Origin of the sequence: Paenibacillus radicis (ex Xue et al. 2023), from assembly GCF_024722015.1 — a bacterium.
Lineage (GTDB): Bacteria > Bacillota > Bacilli > Paenibacillales > NBRC-103111 > Paenibacillus_S.
This window is the reverse complement of the sequence record NZ_JANQBD010000002.1, coordinates 51,528-64,896: the sequence shown is the minus strand read 5'-3', so window position 1 is coordinate 64,896 and position 13,369 is coordinate 51,528. Positions and strand designations below refer to the sequence as shown.

General features: G+C 42.3%; 12 protein-coding genes. 11 read left to right on the top strand and 1 reads right to left on the bottom strand.

All coding sequences use genetic code 11. The features are described from left to right. The first annotated feature begins 96 nt into the window (after positions 1 to 96). The 8 genes from NV381_RS02920 (at position 97) to NV381_RS02885 (ending at position 7,036) form a co-directional block, all read left to right on the top strand. Positions 97 to 546, top strand: a complete 450-nt coding sequence (locus NV381_RS02920; protein ID WP_258211769.1) for a MarR family winged helix-turn-helix transcriptional regulator — start codon at positions 97 to 99, stop codon at positions 544 to 546. A 130-nt stretch (positions 547 to 676) separates the two neighbouring features. Then, positions 677 to 2,056, top strand: a complete 1,380-nt coding sequence (locus NV381_RS02915) for an NAD(P)-binding domain-containing protein (RefSeq protein WP_258212140.1) — start codon at positions 677 to 679, stop codon at positions 2,054 to 2,056. A 133-nt stretch (positions 2,057 to 2,189) separates the two neighbouring features. Then, positions 2,190 to 2,600, top strand: a complete 411-nt coding sequence (locus NV381_RS02910; RefSeq protein ID WP_258211768.1) for a GNAT family N-acetyltransferase — start codon at positions 2,190 to 2,192, stop codon at positions 2,598 to 2,600. 36 nt (positions 2,601 to 2,636) lie between these two features. Further along, on the top strand, positions 2,637 to 3,497 hold the full coding sequence (locus NV381_RS02905; protein WP_258211767.1) for an alpha/beta hydrolase: 861 nt from the start codon (positions 2,637 to 2,639) through the stop codon (positions 3,495 to 3,497). Between the two features lie 239 nt (positions 3,498 to 3,736). After that, positions 3,737 to 4,399 carry a methyltransferase family protein gene (locus tag NV381_RS02900; protein ID WP_258211766.1) on the top strand — a complete coding sequence of 221 codons (663 nt, stop codon included), beginning with the start codon at positions 3,737 to 3,739 and terminating at the stop codon, positions 4,397 to 4,399. A gap of 102 nt (positions 4,400 to 4,501) precedes the next feature. Next, complete coding sequence (locus NV381_RS02895) at positions 4,502 to 4,975, top strand: GNAT family N-acetyltransferase (RefSeq protein WP_258211765.1); 474 nt, start codon at positions 4,502 to 4,504, stop codon at positions 4,973 to 4,975. 57 nt (positions 4,976 to 5,032) lie between these two features. Beyond that, positions 5,033 to 6,043, top strand: coding sequence for an AraC family transcriptional regulator (locus NV381_RS02890; protein WP_258211764.1), 1,011 nt, complete (start codon positions 5,033 to 5,035; stop codon positions 6,041 to 6,043). Positions 6,044 to 6,244: 201 nt separating this feature from the next. Continuing rightward, positions 6,245 to 7,036 carry an SDR family NAD(P)-dependent oxidoreductase gene (locus NV381_RS02885; RefSeq protein ID WP_258211763.1) on the top strand — a complete coding sequence of 264 codons (792 nt, stop codon included), beginning with the start codon at positions 6,245 to 6,247 and terminating at the stop codon, positions 7,034 to 7,036. Between the two features lie 260 nt (positions 7,037 to 7,296). On the opposite strand, the gene NV381_RS02880 is transcribed toward NV381_RS02885, so the two are convergent. Next, entirely contained in the window at positions 7,297 to 8,493 is a 1,197-nt protein-coding gene (locus tag NV381_RS02880) for a sensor histidine kinase (RefSeq protein ID WP_258211762.1), read from the bottom strand. A gap of 394 nt (positions 8,494 to 8,887) precedes the next feature. On the opposite strand from NV381_RS02880, the gene NV381_RS02875 reads away from it, so the two are divergent. From NV381_RS02875 to NV381_RS02865, 3 genes are all read left to right on the top strand, one after another. Continuing rightward, entirely contained in the window at positions 8,888 to 11,197 is a 2,310-nt protein-coding gene (locus tag NV381_RS02875; protein WP_258211761.1) for a helix-turn-helix domain-containing protein, read from the top strand. Positions 11,198 to 11,513: 316 nt separating this feature from the next. Then, complete coding sequence (locus tag NV381_RS02870; RefSeq protein ID WP_258212139.1) at positions 11,514 to 12,407, top strand: ABC transporter permease; 894 nt, start codon at positions 11,514 to 11,516, stop codon at positions 12,405 to 12,407. A 39-nt stretch (positions 12,408 to 12,446) separates the two neighbouring features. Next, on the top strand, positions 12,447 to 13,319 hold the full coding sequence (locus NV381_RS02865) for a carbohydrate ABC transporter permease (protein ID WP_258211760.1): 873 nt from the start codon (positions 12,447 to 12,449) through the stop codon (positions 13,317 to 13,319). The last annotated feature ends 50 nt before the right edge of the window (positions 13,320 to 13,369 follow it).

Sequence of the window (13,369 nt, the reverse complement as noted above, 5' to 3'; positions counted from 1 at the left end):
GTAACCACTCACTAGAGTGGTTTTTCTTTTTTACGTTCAAAATACTTGCAAAATGCAATTAACTATTGTATAAATAAGGTATGGGGTGCAATCACAATGGAAAATGTTCGCGAACTATTTCAAATCATGACACGCCGTTTTGGTTTTCTGAACAAAAATTGTTGTTCTGCTGGAGGCTTCGATATTTCTTTAGTTCAAAGCCATATTCTATATGAGATAGAACATCAACATAAACCTTCTATCCAACAGGTAGCGGACGCACTAGGTACTGATATTACGACCTTTAGTCGGCAAGTTCAATCGTTGATCAAAATGAATTTAGTGAAAAAAGTTCCTGATCCTGACGACCGTAGGGTCTATATTCTTTCATTGACAACAGAAGGTAAATATGTGGCCGCAACGATTGACCAACAAATGAATGTTTATTTAAATGAAGTCTTTTCTCACATGAATGACTTCGAGAAAGAAACAGTTATTCGCTCTATTAAACTTTTGAATGAGGCTATGGCAAAATCCAGCCAATGTTGCACGACCCCTCCGGGGTAATTTCTCCTCTTTTAATACTTGCAAAATGCAAACAAAGTAGTAGAGGCAACCAATGAGGCAGGCGTCTCGGTGGGGCAGACGCACAGTTTATTATTAAAAAGTTTCGGATAAAATAGGAGGTTGTACCATGATGAAAAACATCGAAATCACTCAAACAGGATCTTGCTGTGCATCACCAATAGGAAAAGAAGAATCAGGAACCGATCAACAAACCTTGAATCATTTGCCCGTCGCCATTATTGGGGCTGGTCCAATCGGTTTAGCTGCAGCAGCTCATTTAGTGGAGCGAGGGGAGAAATTCATTCTACTAGAGGCTGGAGAACATGTTGGTCATAATATTTCAGAGTGGGGCCATGTTCGCTTATTCTCTCCATGGCAATTCAATGTTGATAAAGCGATTGAAAGATTATTATTATCCCAGGGTTGGGTAGCACCTGAACCTGATGAACTGCCTACAGGATATGAATTATTGGAGCGATATTTATTGCCATTTTCACAACTTCCATATATCCAATCTCGACTTATTCTAAACACGAAAGTAGTAGCAGTAAGTAGAAAAGATACGGATAAAATGAAATCTGCCAATCGCGAAAGTATTCCATTTGAGATCTATGCAAAAGTTAATGGAACACTTCAGGTTTATGAGGCTAAAGCAGTAATTGATGCTTCGGGAACCTGGGGTCATTCAAATCCACTTTATGCGAGTGGCGTTTGGACGCAAGAAGAACAATTACTTAGTAACAATATTTTCTATGGTATTCCTGACATAAAAGGGAAAGCAGGGGCTAAGTACATTGGCAAGCGTATTGCAGTTGTCGGTGGAGGCCATTCGGCTTTAAATACGCTCCTAGAGCTTGCGGAATTAAAGGAATCCTATCCAGAAACGGAAATTGTATGGCTTATGCGAAAAAATAAGGTGCAGGATGCATACGGCGGGGAAGAGAACGATCAGCTTGCAGCAAGAGGAGAGCTTGGCACGCGCATTCATCATCTGGTAGATTCGAAACAAATCAAAGTCATGACACCGTTCAAAATCCAACAAGTAAAATCCAAAGAAACAAAAATTACAATAAGTGGAATGCTTAATCAGACAGCTTTGGATATAACCGAAATGGACGAAATTATTGTAAATGCTGGAAGCCGGCCGGATTTCTCCTTCCTGAGGGAGCTGCGCTTAAACATTGATCAAGCTACGGAAAGTGTAGATACGTTAGCGCCACTTATCGATCCCAATGTTCATAGCTGCGGTACAGTGCGTCCACATGGTGAAAAAGAGCTGCGTCATGCAGAAAAGGGATTTTATATAGTTGGAATGAAAAGCTATGGTCGCGCACCAACCTTCCTAATGGCAACTGGTTATGAACAAGTTAGATCCATAGTAGCCTATTTGGCAGGTGACTATGAATCCGCTTTGAAGGTTGAACTGGATTTACCTGAAACAGGTGTATGTAGTATAAATAATTCACCTTTGAAGAGCCCCGAAAGTTGTTGCACAACCGAGATCTCTTAGAGAAAAAACAGAATAGTGATTTCATGTAGGGAGCTTCCTCGCGGCAGCTCCTTTTTTGTTCGTTTTTAAGTAAAGGGGCAGTTTACAAAAGCTGGATTAGTTGTTACGCTTGCATCAAGGGGGCGAAATAAGGATGAAGATGGTTCCTGCAACTGATTCAGACTATGGATACATACGAGAACATGACCATCACATTTTAGAAAACTTGATATTGCCAAAAATAAAGGGAAAAGAAATATACATACTAAAGAACCAAGATGAGAGTAGAATTGGATGGCTGAGATACGGATACTTCTGGGATAACACACCGTTCATGAATATGATATGGATCGACGAACAATATCGAGGCAAGGGAATAGGAAAGCAAAGTGTCCTCATATGGGAAGATGAAATGATACAAAATGGCTTTAAACTTGTTATGACGTCCACTCTGGCTAATGAAGAGTCACAACATTTCTACAGAAGTTTAGGATATCGGGATGCCGGATGTTTATTGCTCGAGAATGAGCCCATGGAAATCATTTTGACTAAAAAATTAATTTAAATGATGGCAATTACTCTAACGAAGAAGGTGATCTTGTTGAAAGACTGTTTGTTTGAAAATGAGATTTTACTATGGCCAGGAGCAGCACCAGGTTCTGAACATATTCAATTAAACCAAAGTTTTATCGAAAGAAGCATAAACCCGGAGATAAAGGACAGAGCTTTTATGGGAATCACCACCCCAAGCATTATTCCTTTTTTTCCGGAAGAGGGGAAAGGAAATAAAACAGCGGTTGTGATTGCTCCAGGCGGGGCTTATGAACGGGTGGTTTACGACAAAGAAGGTTACGATAGTGCCAAATGGTTCAACGCTTTGGGGGTTACAGCTTTTGTGCTGAAGTACAGGCTGCCTGGAGAAGGGCACGAGAAAGGATATTCGGTTCCCTTGCAGGACGCGCAAAGAGCAATGAGGCTCATTAAACGTAATGCAGACCAGTGGAATTTGGATCCGAACAAAGTGGGGATTATTGGTTTCTCCGCAGGTGGTCATTTGGCAGCAACTTTAGGAACCCAATATAGTTCTCGTGTATATCACCCTCTAGATGAGGCGGATGAGTTAGATGCTCGCCCAAGCTTCCTAATTCTTGGATATCCGGTGATCAATCTTGGGGATCGAGAGCCCAAACCGAACTTCGAGCCGTTGCGAATGTATCCCAATGATCAGCTTGTTGACGCAAATCATCCGCCGGCCTTCATCTTTCACGCCAATGATGATACTGCTGTTTCTAGTGCTCACAGCGTCAAGTACTACTCGGCATTAAAGAAAGCGAACGTGGAGACCGATTTGCATATTTTTAGAAAGGGCGGTCATGGTTTTGGTATTCGTTCTGGCAAGGGGCCTGTCGCTATGTGGCCGAAGTTGTGTGAGGAATGGTTGTCAGACAACAACTTTATCTAATTAACCGAGAAACTGACGAAAGTGGTCCAAGTTGATTTCTTACAGCCGCTGGATCCCAATTAACTGCATAGAAGAGTATAGGAAATTAAAGAAAAAAGCTCTCTCCTTGTGAAGGAGCTTTTTTTGCAATCCTGTCTTGAGACAGCAGGATAATACCATAAATAAGGGAAACGAGGGTGGTTATCCAAGTGTAAGTTTGAGCCATTTTGAAGAAACTATTTTTAGGGGAGGTGTAATTTTTGTTAAAGAAAAAAATCTACTTTAGGACGCTCCTGTTTTCAATCGTTTTCTTTATTTTTCTCTTTTTGCCCGCAGGATCTTTTAACTTTTGGGAGGCATGGATTTATTTTGTGATCTTTTTAGGTTCAACGTTCATTATCAATGGTTATTTTTTGAAGAGGGATCCTGAACTGATAGAGAGGAGAAGTAATGCTAAAGAAAAAGAAAAGGAACAAAAAATTTTCCAAACCATATCGGGAATTTCTTTTGTCGGATTGTTAGTCCTTCCTAGTTTAGACTATCGGTTTGGTTGGTCAAATGTTCCTTTATTTATTTTATTCGTTGCAGATGTTATCGTCTTACTTGGCTTTTCGATTGTTTTCTTTGTTTTTAAAGAGAATTCTTATACGTCTGCCATAATTGAAGTGAAAGAGAACCAGAAAGTTATCACTACAGGTCCATACGCGTTAGTTCGGCATCCAATGTATACCGGGGCTATATTTATTATACTTTTCACGCCTCTGGCATTAGGTTCAATTTGGGCAGTGATTCCCTCGATTACTATAATCATTTTTATCGTTCTAAGGCTGTTAAATGAAGAAAAAGTATTGTTAAAAGAGTTAAAAGGATATGAGGAATATTGTAAGAAAACACGTTATCATTTAATTCCCTTTATTTGGTAAAGTTTCAAAGCTATATTTGGTTTCTAGTGGCATTTAGTTACACCAACGGAAAACGATGCTAAAATAGAAGGTAACCAAAAAAAAGATAGAGAGGTTTACCTCATGTTGATAAGAGAGATAGAGGAACAAGATAATAAACAAGTAGAGTACCTTATTAGAACTTGTTTGGTGGAATTTGGGGCGAATAAACCTGGGACTGCTTGGTCTGATCCGAGTTTAGGGGATTTTTATAATCTGTATAAAAATGAGGGTTCTAAATATTGGGTTGTTGAGGAAAATAAAAAAATAGTAGCTGGTTGTGGTATAGGACCCGTGATGGGCTGGCCAGATATATGTGAATTGCAAAAGATGTATGCATTTAAAGAAACACGAGGCACAGGAATTTCAAGCGAGTTACTGCAGGTTGCCCTAGATTATGCAAAACAGTACTATGAAAAATGTTATCTTGAAACTCTTAGCAATATGGTTGCAGCCAATAAGTTTTACAAAAAGAATGGGTTCATTCAATTAGAAAAGCCATTAAATGCAACGGAACATTTTGCCTGTGATACATGGTATATTAAAACGCTAAAATGAAGTAATGCAATCATAGCCGGAATGAGTAGGTAAGCAACTAAAGGAGATCCATACGTAATGAAATCTGACCGTATAAAATTACCAATGGGATTTTGGACGGGATTACAACAATTAGGCATTGCCCCACACGATGTTGCTCGCAAAGCGCAGCTGCCGCTCACCATTATTACAGAACCAGCCGCAGTCACCGCCGCCCAATATTTCAGAATCTGGCAAGCATACTCCGATCTCGTTGGTGACACAGCCATCGGAATCATCAAGCTTGTAAGCGTCTTTGAAACGACACAATATCCACCGACCGTCTTAGCGACCTACCATGCTCGTGATTATCGCGATGGCCTTAACCGAATGGCCCGGTACAAACAACTATGCCCTCCGGAAAGCTTGTGTATAACCGAAGAGGGTGAACGCTGTACAATCGAATTGGACTGGATGCGCAGCGAGCAACCCGGACCGCCAATGTTGGTTGGCACCACGCTGGCCTTTCTTCTAGAGCTTGGGCGACGCGGCACCGGCCAGCATTTAACTGCAAGGTCCGTAGAATTTTCCCACTCGATGGGCGATGTAAAAGCCCTTGAAGCTTACTTCGGATGCCCTATCCGGATTGGAGCAGCCGAGAACCGATTGACGCTGCATCGAAGAGATCTGGACCGCCTCTTTATTTCGTATAACAAAGAGTTGCTGGAGATCCTGACTCCCGTCTTGGACCAATCGTTGGATGAACAGCGCAGTCGTTCAATCCCCGAGATGGTCAAGTGGATCTTGAAACGCAGCCTAACCGGAGGGCGCCTTGACATTCGGGCTGTGGCGAGTGAGTTGGGCATGAGCGATCGTACCCTGCAGCGCCGTCTTACTGACGAAGGGACAACTTTCAATCAGCTGTTGACACAGGCACGGCATGAACAGGCACGGGAATACTTGGCAGACCCTAAGCTTGACATAAAAGAAGTGGCATTCTTAATTGGGTATGAAGATCAGAACTCATTTTACCGCGCCTTTCGCCTTTGGGAAGGGGATACTCCTGCAAAATGGCGTTCTGAATATTTAGGGGCAAATCTGTCGTCATAGAATCACCAACCTAACGGTTCTACTCAAGGGTAGCACTTTCCGGGTTTCATTATTTGGCGGGTTAAACAAGAAATTTGGCGTTGTACGCTAGTTACCGAACGATCCAGACAAGGTAATATAATCTCTATCCGGAGCACAAGGATGTTTCAATAATAACTTCTAATCAGCTTACTGCGGATGACAACAAAGGAGATATATATTATGGATATGGGATTAAGGAACAAAACAGCTTTAGTAACTGGATCGACGAGGGGTATAGGGAAAGCAATTGCCATTGAACTTGCCAGAGAAGGTGTCAATGTCCTCGTTAATGGACGGAATAATGAAGTGGTAGAACGAACGGTAAATGAATTGAAGTCGGAGTTCCCATCTACCTCCCCTCGTAATGCTACAGCCGATATTGTGGATATGCAGCAAAGAGAAGCTTTATTTGAGAAATATCCCGATGTTGATATTCTGGTTAACAATATGGGTATTTATGAAATCATGTCATATGAGGACGTTGACGATGAAATATGGGAAAAATACTTTCGAACGAATGTCCTTGCCGCTAATGGTTTATCTAAATTTTATTTGCCTCAAATGTTGAAAAACAATTATGGACGAATACTTTTCATTGCAAGTGAAGAAGCGATTATGCCTTCAGGGCAAATGCCTCAGTATTGCATGACCAAATCTATGTTATTATCACTGTCAAAAAGCTTATCTAAACTAACGATAGGAACGGAAGTCACATCCAATACGATCATGCCAGGACCAACGCTTTCCGAAAATGTATATCAAATCATTGACAATTTGTTTCCGGATGATATGGCATTTTCGGAAAAAGAGAAAAAATTTATGGCTGCAAACCTGCCCCAATCCGAAATACAGCGGTTCATCAAGCCATTTGAAATCGGCAGGCTTGCTGCATTCGTATGCAGCCCTTATGCATCGGCATTTAAAGGTTCTCCAATCCGTATGGACGGAGGCATGGTGCCTACAGTTTTTTAAGCTAACCTATATACTACCGCAACATTATTAAGCTCTAACGAGTAACAAAAGTGGAGGAGCAGGCAGTGAGACAGCTCCTCTTTGCTTTCAGGAGACAAGAACATACATGCATACGACGCTGCTTATTTTGCGGCTTTTTTTATTTTACGATATCAGCTATAGCGGCAGCTGGCGAAGAGGAGGAGAGCAAATTGCTTGTTCTCCTCCATTTAGAGCGGCGCGGCTTTTTATCGGTGCAACATCCTCATTTGTCCAGAATGTCATTGTCTATATATTGGCAAAACGATCGTTGCGATGGTTCCATTTCCAATTTCAGATTTGTGCTCTATCCTTCCATTATGGCGTTCAATTAACTGTTTGCAAATAGATAAGCCTATGCCCGTCCCGGTTTCCTTAGTCGTAAAGAATGGATCGTAGATTCGATCCAGAGTTTCCTGAGACATGCCGGTCCCATTATCAGCGATTTTAATGAAAATGTTATTAGCAGCTGTTGCAGCCAAAATTTGTATCACACCATTCGTTTTCGAAATGGAATCGATAGCGTTTTTCAATATATTCAAGAACACTTGCTCAAGTTGAGAGGCGTCGCCATAGGTGAAAAGTTCTTGCTCGGAAATATTTGTTGTAAGATCAATCTCATCGCTTAATACGATCTGATCTACAATGCCGATAACTCTTTGTAAAACCCTTTTTACATCAACAACTGTCTCGTCATGATTTATGTTATCGCTTTTTCGTGCCAACAGCAGGAAGTCCGTAACTAACCTATTTAGGGAATTTATTTCATTAATACATAAATCAAGATAATGAGTCAGTTCGTCCGCCTTAATTACCGGCTGCAGAAGTTTGTGCTTAGCTAGTTGTGCGAAACCTTTGATTGACGCTAGTGGATTCCGTATTTCATGAGCCATACCTGCTGCCATTTGTCCCATTACTGATACCTTTTGCGAATGTAAATGATCAATCTGTTGTTCTTTACTTGCCAGATAGCCTTGAGCAAAGCCGGTAAAACGATTCCAATTACATTCCATTAAGCGGTTGACAAAAAACACACGGTCATTAGAATCATCCACATACTCTTCGATAATGTCAATCATGATGCCTTGGGAAGTTAAATTTAAGTTTTTGCTTATTTCCAGAACGATCTGATCGTGCTCACCTAAAGTGTTAGCTGTAAACTTTCCTTGCTCATATCCTTGTGCTTGCGATGAAATCAAATAGTCACTATATTTAGGTGATTTCATAAATAATGCATGGATCATATCTGTCTGAATCTCTGTGATACTCGCGATTAAAAAATCTTGCTGTGTCTGAACAAACATATCTGCTTCATGGCTTTGGTTACGGATAGCATCGAAATGCGTATCCAAAATTTTCGGGATTGAAGAAATTAATATCGAACGAAGGCTATCATGATTACACTGCATAATCATCCAACTTTCTGAGTTGATTTTCACTATTTCTCTATAAGTTTATGTATTCCTGCTATATACAAATTTTTACGCTCTCGGCAACTCGGTAGGTGCTAATTATAGTGAGCATTTATTAGATAGAATTTTAAAAAGGTTTTTATCTTGTCAGTTGAGCATTAACAGAAAAGTAGACCAAGACTGTATTTTTCAGTTTTGGTCTGTTTTTTGTTGATGCTTCCACCAAGACTTGCAGGTTAAAAAGAGACTATACACGTTAAGGGGACTATTTTTACTAAAGGAGTTAAATAAGAGCTATCGCTTGTAATGATATGTACCTCTACAATATAAATACCATTCATTAAGAAACCGTTTACAAGACCTTGTTTGTGATTTTCGGCCTATGGCAAGTCATTTCAAGTTAAAGAAAGGGTGCGGGACTGTGCCTAAGTTTCTGTTGCGGTTAATCGTATTCGGCATTGTATTGGGAGCCATTCCGGTGTTGTTCATCGGGGCAACCTCTTACTATATGGCTTCCGGGGATATAAAAGATAACGCCAATGAAAGCAATGCCCAGATCTTGCAGCAAACTCAAATTCGCGTAGAGCAGGTGCTGAAGACTCTTGAGCTTTCGGCCATACAATACATGAATTCAACGATCGTGATCAATTCGGCCATTCAGCCGCTTGATCCTTACGATTTCACCAGGATTCGGGACTTATCCAAAGGTTTATACAGCCTTCAGACGTTTGCCCGCGTAACCGACGCATCGCTGATTAACCTGTACGACGATTGGATTGTCAATTTCAGTTTATTCCGCAGCTTTAGCACCCATCCGTATCGGCAACAAATTATGGAATATACGAAGCATCGAAATAACATGTTCTGGGTATACCGCAAATATGTGAATCTGTCCTCAGAGAGCGAGGGAGATGCTGTGTCGGATACGAATGTGGTGAATTCCATCAGTCTGGTATGCAAAATTCCGGCAATCCCCAGCCCGAACACTCCCCGCGAATTGCTAATTATTGATATTGCTATGAAAGAATTCAAGGAGCTGCTTACTCAGAATAATCGTTTGGGTGAAAAATATATTTTGGACCGCGACGGCAACGACTTTCTATCTGTAACAAAAGGCAATTACTCCGAGATCAATACGGATATCGTTAATAAAGCAAAAGAAGCGAACGAGGAAGTCGGTTTTGTCAATGAGATTTTGAACGGTACTCCGGTGTTGGTTAATTACCGTGTATCGAACTATAACGGCTGGATTTACGTATCGGTCGTTTCACTTGAAGAAATCACGACAAAATCACGTAAAATCGGGGGGATTACGCTGGCCCTTTGCGTAGTCATCTTCGTCATCGTATTCCTGTTTGCTTGGCTAGGGAGCCGACGCATGTATACGCCGATCCGCCGGTTGTTCGAATATTCCAAGGAAGTTGGGGCATCGGAGCAGCCGGAATCGGGCTCGGATGAATTGTGGATTATCGAAGAAAGGTTTCGCACACTATCCAGCACCGGGAAGCAACTGCAGCAGCAAATTATCGGTCAATACGACCATCTGAAAGAGTTTTTCGTATTGAAGCTGTTTAGCGGATTGATCTCGGAAAGCGATTTCTTGTATCGAACGAAGATTTTCGATTTTCCGACGGAGTGGAATAAGCTCGTAGTCCTCACCATACAAATCGATACGATGCAATTTACCAAATACCGGGAACACGATAGAGAACTGCTTCTGTTTGCCATAAATAACATTGTCTGCGAACTGTTGCCGCAGGCTAACCGGTTTAGTCCGATCCTGATCGATCAGTCGCAAGTGTCTCTGTTGGCCTGTGAAGAAAACGATCATTTACTGCTGAAGCAGCAGTTGCATGATACGGCACAAATGTTGAAAGAGAGTATTCAGCAGTATCTGCAGGTTAAAATTAGTATCGGTATCAGCCGCCCATTCGATCAGCTTAGGGAGGCTGTGCGAGCATACAGTGAATGCTTGGAAGCGCTGCGTCGAAGAATCAGTCTCGGGCAGGAGCTGATTGTACACTTCGAGGATATCGACTCGACGCAAGGCAATAAGTCGGCCGTATATTCTCAGCTGAAGATTTTAGAGGACCAATTGGTAGGGGCTCTCAAGCTGGCCGACCAAGAGCGCGTCCATCTAGTCTTCCGGGAATACATGGAAGCTGTGATCCAGAAGGAGGCATACTCTCATGAGTTTTCGCCGTTGATGCTGCAATTGATTTCCCGAGTCTATCAACTGATTCAAGAGCTAGGCATTCCCATACGTAAGGTTCTTGGCGAACAAGCCACCATCGATTATTTTCAAAAGCTGAACGCGTTAGACGAAATAATGCAATGGTTCTGTGAATGTCTGTTTGATCCGGTTACATCCTATTTGACCAAGCAAGCAGAGACTCAATATGTCAATATCGCGAATCAAATGATGAGGCTCGTACATGAGCTGTACAATCAAAATATCTCTCTGGAATCCTGCGCGGAAAGCTTAAACTTCCATCCGGCTTACTTAAGTCGAGTATTCAAAAAAGAGCTGGGCATCAACTTTATCGATTATTTGGCGGAGTATCGGATGAATGTCGCCAAGCATTGGCTGCAGCACTCCACCTTGAAAATCTCCGAGGTTGCGGAGAAGGTCAATTATACGAACAGTACAGCCTTTATCCGAACGTTCCGTAAAGTCACGAGCATGACCCCCGGTCAATATCGGGAGCTGCATACCCATATTAAGAATTGAACATAGCACACAAAGAACCAGGCCCGACGGTTAATCCCGTCGGGTTTTTCCTTGCTGCTCAAGGGCTTCGCACCATAATCAAAAACGGACTATGCAAGTCAAAACCAGTCTATTTTCCCTCTGTGCAAGGCGGTAGATCCAGGTTTGAAGAGTTGTCAAAAACAGACTATTTATTGTTCCAGGAGGCTGATGCACAATCGAAGCATGAGCCAATATTGGTCATTCATAGTCGATTGGAAGGGGATGTTGCATGTCAGTAAAAGCAGATTTATCAACCGTAATACCTGCAAGAAAGTTACAAGTCACAAATAAGTTTATGCGCGAAATAATCCGGGACAAATGGTTGTACATTATGGCTCTACCGGGAATATTGTACTTCCTGATTTTCAGGTATGTGCCCATGTACGGCTTGGTCATCGCATTTCAAGACTTTAAACCGCATATCGGCATCTTTAACAGCCCTTTTGTCGGGTTGAAGCACTTTGAGCGATTTTTCGGCGAGCCGATTTTCTGGGAGCTGTTCCGAAACACAGTGTTACTTGCCGTTTACAACATGATATTCTTCTTTCCGATGCCAATTGTTTTGGCTCTGATGATGAATGAGGTGAGAAGAGAAAGATTCAAACGATTTGTTCAGACACTGATGTACATTCCCCACTTCGTATCATGGGTCGTAGTCGTCGGGATTTTCTACTTACTGTTAACCACGGAAGGAGGCGTATTGAATGAGCTGATTTACGCATTGACCGGCAAGAAAATTGCCTTCTTATTGGAAGCGGATTGGTTCCGAACGTTGATAGTCACGCAATCCATATGGAAAGAAGTCGGTTGGGGGACGATTATCTTCCTTGCCGCTTTATCGGGAGTGGATCTTCAATTATATGAAGCAGCCCGCATGGACGGAGCCAATCGTTGGAGACAACTTTGGCATATTACGCTTCCGGCGATCCGAAGCACCATTGTTATCCTTCTCATCCTGCGACTTGGATCGTTCCTGGACAGCGGCTTCGAGCATATCTTCCTGATGCTGTCTCCGACCAACCGGGACGTCGGGGAAGTTTTCGACACTTATGTGTTCTTAAAAGGACTTTCGCAAGGCCAGTATAGCTATAGTGCCACCGTCGGGATGTTTAAATCGGTAGTCGGCTTAGTATTAGTGTTAACGGCTAACTGGATGGCTAAAAGGTTTGGGGAAGAAGGAGTTTACTAATGTTACCATTCATTATTATAGGTAAGGGGGCGAACATCCGTGGTTCAAGACAAGACACTCGGAAACAAGCTTTTCGACGGAATCAATTATACGATATTGTTGCTGATCGGGTTAGTTACTGTACTTCCGTTTATCTACATATTGGCGGTTTCGTTCACCGATCCGCATGAGGTGGCCAAGGGGGGCATTATCCTGTTCCCCACTAAATTTTCTCTGGCGTCGTATGAATACATCTTCTCCACCAATACGCTCTTACGCAGCTTAGGAATATCCGTATATATCACGGTCCTTGGGACTCTAATCAATTTGGTATTTACCTCATTGCTGGCGTATCCGCTTTCTCGGCAAACGTTTCGCGGCCGAAATGTCATCATATTGGGTGTATTGTTTACGTTGTTGTTCAATGGTGGGCTGATTCCGACCTACTTCGTAGTTAAAGGCTTGGGATTGACCAATACGTTATGGTCATTGATGCTTCCAGTGGCCATCAACGGTTTCAACTTAATCGTCTTAAAAAACTTTTTTCAGCAAATTCCTGACGGGCTGGAGGACTCGGCTAAAATCGACGGCTGCAACGATCTGGGTGTGCTGCTTCAAATCGTAATTCCACTGTCTGCACCGGCGTTGGCGACCTTCGGTTTGTTCTACGCAGTCGGCCATTGGAACACATTCTTCAACGCAATCATGTACATTAACGACAACAAGAGTTGGCCTGTACAGGTGCTATTGCGGGAAATCGTCATCCTGGCGCAAACCCGGATCGGCGACACAAGCACAGATGAACAGCTCATTCAGCCGCTCACGATCCGGATGGCGGTCATCGTCTTCGCGACCATCCCGATTATGCTGATTTATCCTTTCTTGCAGAAGCATTTTGCAAAGGGTGTACTGTTAGGTTCGGTTAAGGGATGACTGGACATTACAATTGGTCCGTTATCATTTAATAAATCATTTTAATTTGA

Bases quoted from the DNA above. Each gene is read 5' to 3' on its own strand.
- NV381_RS02890 (WP_258211764.1), top strand. From the start codon at position 5,033: ATGAAATCTGACCGTATAAAATTACCAATGGGATTTTGGACGGGATTA.
- NV381_RS02910 (WP_258211768.1), top strand. From the start codon at position 2,190: ATGAAGATGGTTCCTGCAACTGATTCAGACTATGGATACATACGAGAA.
- NV381_RS02920 (WP_258211769.1), top strand. From the start codon at position 97: ATGGAAAATGTTCGCGAACTATTTCAAATCATGACACGCCGTTTTGGT.
- NV381_RS02885 (WP_258211763.1), top strand. From the start codon at position 6,245: ATGGATATGGGATTAAGGAACAAAACAGCTTTAGTAACTGGATCGACG.
- NV381_RS02870 (WP_258212139.1), top strand. From the start codon at position 11,514: ATGCGCGAAATAATCCGGGACAAATGGTTGTACATTATGGCTCTACCG.
- NV381_RS02895 (WP_258211765.1), top strand. From the start codon at position 4,502: ATGTTGATAAGAGAGATAGAGGAACAAGATAATAAACAAGTAGAGTAC.
- NV381_RS02915 (WP_258212140.1), top strand. From the start codon at position 677: ATGAAAAACATCGAAATCACTCAAACAGGATCTTGCTGTGCATCACCA.